Genomic DNA, 6,171 nt, shown 5'->3' with positions numbered 1-6,171 from the left:
AACAGCGAACTTGCCAGCCAACGGCCAAATACGCCAGGGACGGGTGTCTGTTCTTTGCTGGCTAATCTCTTCTGAAATGCTTCAAAAAAAGCTGGCCTCGACAAAATGTTCATTTTGCCCCCTCAAACATCATCTATGGCTAATTGACCGCAAGCTAACGTACATCCGAAAATTCTTGGGCGCAAGGCGATCACGAAACCGCGACGAGTCTATATTTATGTAAAATTTGTGACAATACGGACCATAGGCGTATACATCGGTAAACATATTATTATCTACGGATACGTTTCCGTCAAAACAAGTATAACTATCAACCATCTAACATGTATATGGGATATTATTTTTTTAAGCATATTTAAATCTGATAGTTTAGAAAACAATATTTCAAAAGTGAAGTATTTCTTGTTCTTTCCTTGAAATTTCAGCACACGGTTTCCGCCACGGCAGGCAAGAAACCTGGAGAAGGGGCAAGGCACGAATGTCGCACCAAGCCATCATAACCGCGGCGGGAAGGTCTGATGCACCAGAAGCGGCTTGTCGCACTTGCCGGATACACGGTTGTGTATCTCCGCTGCGCGACTGCGGCACATGGACAAACGGCCGATAGTCTTTATGCGCTAGGCGTCAAGCCCGGCAGGAACAGCATTTCGAAGAAGCCGCCGGGTTGCTGAAGCGTGTCCTTGCTCTTCAGCCGGCAAATACCGACGCGCTTGTTCCGCTGGGTTTCATCGAACTGGGTATCAATGACCCGCCGGCTGCGCGGAGCGCATTTTTGCAAGCGCTGTCCATAGCGCCTGCTTACACCGACGCAACGTTTGGACTGGCCAGCGAGTTCAGAGCCGGCAATCTGCCCAAACCCGCCTATTTGCACGCCATTGTACGCCAAGGCTCTACACAGCTGAGAGGACGCTTTACATCCACGCACAGCCACGTTTCAGTGCCGTCAGATTGTTTTGGAAAGGCGATCGAGGCCGGTAAGGGGTCATTGGCGTAGGCACACTAGCGGAGACGCTACGTGCCGAACCTTTGCCATTGCCGCCGGTCCCCCTACTCCCACTCGATTATTTAAAGACCATATAACCCATTGAAATCACTTTCAAATATTTCCTGAAACGCGGAAAAGAACGACACTAGAACCGTCAGAAAATTACGCTATTGATTTTAAAGAGAAAATCGCAACAAAAAATATTTTGAGGTTTCACCAACTATCGAGAACAATCGGATGATTTTTGCAGCACAACGGCGTCTGGCGGGGCGCGTATGCCGTCTCGAAAAGTACCGTCACCGCTCAGGTTGTGTGCATTTTCGCTTCGAAATCAATGGTCATGGTGGGTCCGGAGGATGTAGCGAGAACGTTGATTTTATTGAATTTTCCTTGGGCAGAAAATCAGAGATCTTCCGCATCGTACCGTATGGTTCCGCGGCCAATGGGCGACGTCTGGTCCGCAGGTTTAAATCTTGGATACGCAACCCCCGATACCGGCATTCGCTGATCGCAGCAATGGGAGCGTTTCCGATCAAGATCTCAATCAGACCGGTGCGTACTCATTTGCCTCGAAAACATGGTGATGCACGCGGCCGGTGAACATCTTCAGCAGTTCACCGGTGACCTCCCGGCTTTTAAATCTTACGTCGGATTGAAGCGCCCGGTTGCAGGTGTCCATGTCCCGATAGCGAATGGCCAGCGCCATCGCGTAGGTGGGCGCGCCTTCGTCGCGCGCCGTACCGTCGAGAACGCGCACTTCCTCAGCGCCGGGAAACTGAGTCCAGAGCGGCACCAGCCGGTCCCTGACGAAGCGCCGGAACTCGCTCTCTTGTCCGGGATGGATTTCACCTTCGAAGAGGGCGTAGCGAATGATCATGGCGAGGCTTTCCTGATTGTGTGCTTGTGACGTCTGTCGGCTTGCGGGCGCATCGGGTGATACGCCCGCCTTGGTGCGTGCTTATTTGCCCCAGATTTTCTTGTACTGGTCGCGGTAGCCATTTTCGGGGTCGAAGGCATTCTTCGGGCCACCGTCGAACTCGACATTGTCGGCCGTCACCACATGCAGCGGCGACAGATAGCCCGACCATTTTTCACCGGCGATGGCGCGGTTCAGTTCGTCGACCAGTTGCCAGCCCTGCAGGTTGAGCGGTTCGGCGACCGTCACCTTCTGGAACTGGCCGGCGCGGATGCGCTGATAGGCCGATTCCGAACCGTCGCCGGCGGCGACATTGATCGGCGCGTCCGTGCCGGCCTTGCCGGCGGCGGCCAGAGAAGGTCCCATGAAGTCGAAATAGAGGTCGTTGATCGCCAGCGAGTGCGTCCAGGCATCGCCGTATTTCTGCAGCAGCGACGTGGTCAGCTGCGGCATGCGCTGCGAGGTCTCGGCGATCGGCGTGTCGACATATTCGAGCACCTTGCCGCCCAGCCGCTCGATTTCGGCCTTCATCATGTCGGCCTTGGCGATGGCGATGGCGTAGGTCGAATCGGTGAAGATCACGACGCCGGGTTTGCCCTTGGCATCGGTGTAGGCCCAGTCGGCCGCAGCCGTGGAGACCTGCATGGCGTCGGTCGAGACATTGGCGAAGACGCCGCTCTTTTCGTCAGGTCCGATCACCGGTCCGGCATGCCAGGAAACCAGCGGGATGCCGGCGGCCTTAGCCTGTTCCAGCGCCGGCGCCTGCTCGACAGCGTCGAAACCGTTAATGACGATGCCATTCGGCTTCAACGCCATCGCCTGGCCGAAGGCGGCGGTGCGGCCACCGATCGAGCCGGCGCCGTCGATCACCTTGACCTCCCAGCCGATCGCCTTGGCTGCCTCCTCTACGCCGGTGGTGACGCCCAGAATGCCGCCGTTCTTGAGGTCACCCGCGAGCACGACGATCGTCTTGCCCGGCTGCGCCTTCGGACCGGTGGTCGGGCCGTCCCAGGCGGTTACTTTCTGCGCATATTTTTCGACCACCGCCATGGCGTCGGCCATCGCGTCTGCGCGTGCGTGGCCGGCGAACAGGACTGGAGCAGCGACGGTCGTGGCCATCAAGGCGACGGATGATTTCAGAAGTGTTCTGCGTTGCATGTTGGTACCTCCCCTGGTTTCAAAAAAGTTATCTGGTCTTTCCGGAACTCGATTTCGGCGCCAGGTCACTGGCTGATCTGCCCAGCCACCGGGCTCAGGCCGGCTGGATGCGCGTTGACATAGATGGAATAGAGCGACGTCTGGGCGGTGATGTAGAGGCGGTTGCGCTTCGGACCGCCGAAGCACAGATTGGAGACGATTTCGGGAACCGGGATGCGCCCGATAAGCGTCCCGTCCGGCGCGTAGACGCGAACCGCGTCGGCGCTCGAGGCCCAGATATTGCCATTGCGATCGACGCGGAACCCGTCGAAGAACCCTGCCTCGCATTCGGCCAGCGTGCCGCGCGACCGCAGCGAGCGTCCGTCCGCAGCGACGTCATAGGTCTTGATCGCACGCGGCAGGCCCTGAACATGGCTTGCGCCGGTATCCGACACGTAGAGGATGCTCTCGTCGGGCGAAAAAGCCAGCCCGTTCGGCTGCACCAGATCGGCGATGACCGCACTCACCTCGCCGGTTGCTTCATCGAACCGGTAGACATGCGATGCGCCGATCTCCGGCCGGGCAATCATGCCTTCATAGTGGCTGTCGATGCCGTAGACTGGATCGGTGAACCAGATCGTCCCATCGGATTTGACCACCACATCGTTGGGCGAATTGAGCCGCTTGCCGTCGATGGTTTCGACAAGCGGCTGCCAGCGCCCATCATGTTCGAGCCGGGAGACGCGACGGCCGCGATGCTCGCAGGCGACGACGCGGCCTTGGCCATCGAGCGTGTGGCCGTTCTGGTTGTTGCAAGGGGTTTCGAAGACACTGACCGAACCGTCGCTTTCGTCGTAGCGCAGCAGCCTGTCGTTGGGGATGTCCGACCACAGCAAATGCTTTGCCGCGGGAACATAGACCGGCCCCTCGGCCCAGCGGCTGCCGGTCCACAGCCGTTCGAGCTTGGCATGCCCGATCGTCAGCTTTCGGAAGCGGTCGTCCAGAATCTCGTAGTCGCTCATTTCATGGATCCCGGGATGGTTCGGCTGGTCACTTCGAGGACTGCTCTGCGGTCTTGGTCCTGGCCCTGTGCGCCGCGCCGCGCTTGCGCTGGGCGTAGCCGGCAATACCGATGGCGACGAGCAGCGTCACGCCGTTGAACAGCGGTTCGACGAAGAAAGAGCCGCCGAACTGCTGGATGCCGGAAATGCCGACCGCCAGGATGACGACGCCCGTCATCGTGCCCCAGACATTGACGCGTCCAGGCTTGATGGTGGTCGAGCCGAGAAAGGCGCCGACCAGGGCCGGCAGAAGATATTCCAGCCCGACGCTGGCCTGGCCGATGCGCAGCTTGGAGGCGAGCAGGACGCCTGTCAGTGCCGTCAGGAAACCCGACGAAATGAAGGCGCCGATGACGAAGCGGCGCACCGGAATGCCGTTCAGCGCAGCAGCCTTCGGATTGGCGCCGATGGCATAGACGTAGCGGCCGATCGGCAGATATTCGAGGATGATCCACAGCGAGACGGCAATCGCCAAGACATAGAGGCCGGTGATCGGCAGGCCGAACACCATCGTGCCGTTGAGCGCATAGAAGCCGTCGGGCAACACGCCGACGACCTGCCGCCCGCCAGTGTGCCAGAGCGCCAGAGCGTAGAGCACGGTGCCGGTGCCGAGCGTGGCGATGAAGGAGTCGATGCGGGCGACTTCCACCAGCAGTCCGTTGAGGAAGCCGGTTGCAGCGCCGAGAAGCAGCACGACGATCACCGCCAGCGGCCACGGAACGCCGAACATGGTCTGCAGGCTGATGGCAAGGATGTGCCACAGCACGATGCCGTAGCCGACGGTGAGGTCGATGCGCCCGGACGCCATCGGAATCATCGCCGCGAGCGACAGCAGGGCGATGATCGCCTTGTCGGAGATGATCGAGCGCAAATTGAGCAGGGTCGGAAAGGTGTTCGGCAGCAGGATCGAAAACAACAGGATGAGCAGCGCCGTCAGGATCACCAGCCCGTAGACCGGCAGCAGCCGGACGATCTTCTGCCCCAAAGGCAAACCCGCCATTTCGCCACGGGTTGGTTCAAGTGCACTGGATTCGATCGATTGCATGGGTTCGCTCCCAGAAAATTCAGGCGGCTTCGGAAGCCGATGCCGCAATGATCACGGCGGATGTGGTCAGGTCGTTGCCGGTGAGTTCGCGCACGATCTGTCCGCGCGAAAACACCAAGGCGCGGTGGCAGATATGGGCGATCTCCTCGAAATCGGTCGACACCACGACCACAGCGAGGCCGGCTTCAAGTGCGCGGCCGATCAGCCGGTAGATCTCGGCCTTGGCGCCGACATCGACGCCGGCAGTGGGGTCCTCGGCGATCAGCAATGTGCGGCCGGTGTGGAGCCAGCGCCCGACGACCACCTTTTGCTGGTTTCCGCCCGAAAGCGCTTCGATGGGCAGGTTCGGATCGTTGGGGCGCAGCCCGACCGAGCCGCCGATCACTTGCGCCAGCGCAGCCTCCTTGTGAGGCGCCAGGAATGAGAACAGGCCGCGCTTGCCGGCACCGGGATTGAGAAAACTGTTCTCGCGGATCGACAAGGAGGCCGCGATGGATTCCTCCGTCCGGTCGCGGGCGATTAGGCCGACGCCGGCCGCCATCGCCGCGATCGGGCTCGATAGATCGGGCATAGCGCCATTGATCGTCACCGAACCGGAAAAGGCCTGGCAGCCGAACAGCGTGCGGCCGACCAATTCCTGTCCGGCGCCGCGCAATCCGACCAGACCGAGCAGCTCTCCCTTGCGCACGTCGAACGACACCGGACCGGCGCCGGCGCAGACCAGGTCGCGAACAGCGCACACCGTCTCGCCGGCCTGCGTCTCAGCCTTGCTGAAAACCTGGCTTACCGGACGGCCGACGATCATCTCGACCAGCTCGTCCGGCTTGGTCTCGGCGACCTTCTTCTGGCCAACCAGCCTGCCGTCGCGCAGCACGGCAACGCGGTCGGCGATGCGGAAAATCTCGTCGAGGCGATGCGAGACATAGATCATGCCGACACCGCGCTGCTTGAGCGGGCGGATGGCGTCGAACAGGCGATCGACCTCGTCGGCCGGGAGACTGGCGGTCGGCTCATCGAGCACCAGAAC

General features: G+C 60.1%; 6 protein-coding genes. All 6 read right to left on the bottom strand.

Annotated features, from left to right (window positions below):
• Positions 1-610: 610 nt before the first annotated feature.
• Positions 611-886, bottom strand: coding sequence for a hypothetical protein (locus tag EN939_RS38095; protein WP_128361818.1), 276 nt, complete (start codon positions 884-886; stop codon positions 611-613).
• Positions 887-1,529: 643 nt separating this feature from the next.
• Complete coding sequence (locus tag EN939_RS17225; protein WP_127268983.1) at positions 1,530-1,862, bottom strand: hypothetical protein; 333 nt, start codon at positions 1,860-1,862, stop codon at positions 1,530-1,532.
• An 81-nt stretch (positions 1,863-1,943) separates the two neighbouring features.
• The gene (locus EN939_RS17220; protein ID WP_127268982.1) at positions 1,944-3,059 is read right to left on the bottom strand and encodes an ABC transporter substrate-binding protein; all 1,116 of its coding nucleotides are present in this window, start codon (positions 3,057-3,059) and stop codon (positions 1,944-1,946) included.
• Positions 3,060-3,124: 65 nt separating this feature from the next.
• The gene (locus tag EN939_RS17215; protein WP_127268981.1) at positions 3,125-4,060 is read right to left on the bottom strand and encodes an SMP-30/gluconolactonase/LRE family protein; all 936 of its coding nucleotides are present in this window, start codon (positions 4,058-4,060) and stop codon (positions 3,125-3,127) included.
• Positions 4,061-4,088: 28 nt separating this feature from the next.
• Positions 4,089-5,144 (bottom strand): ABC transporter permease, encoded by a 1,056-nt coding sequence (locus EN939_RS17210; protein WP_027036365.1) that lies wholly within the window; start codon positions 5,142-5,144, stop codon positions 4,089-4,091.
• 19 nt (positions 5,145-5,163) lie between these two features.
• The coding region (locus EN939_RS17205; protein WP_164751041.1) for an ATP-binding cassette domain-containing protein at positions 5,164-6,171 on the bottom strand (1,008 nt) is incomplete at its 5' end.

Source organism: Mesorhizobium sp. M7A.F.Ca.CA.002.05.1.1, from assembly GCF_003998335.1.
Taxonomy (GTDB): domain Bacteria; phylum Pseudomonadota; class Alphaproteobacteria; order Rhizobiales; family Rhizobiaceae; genus Mesorhizobium.
Note: the sequence above shows the minus strand (reverse complement) of the source record. Positions and strands in the feature narration are given on the sequence as shown.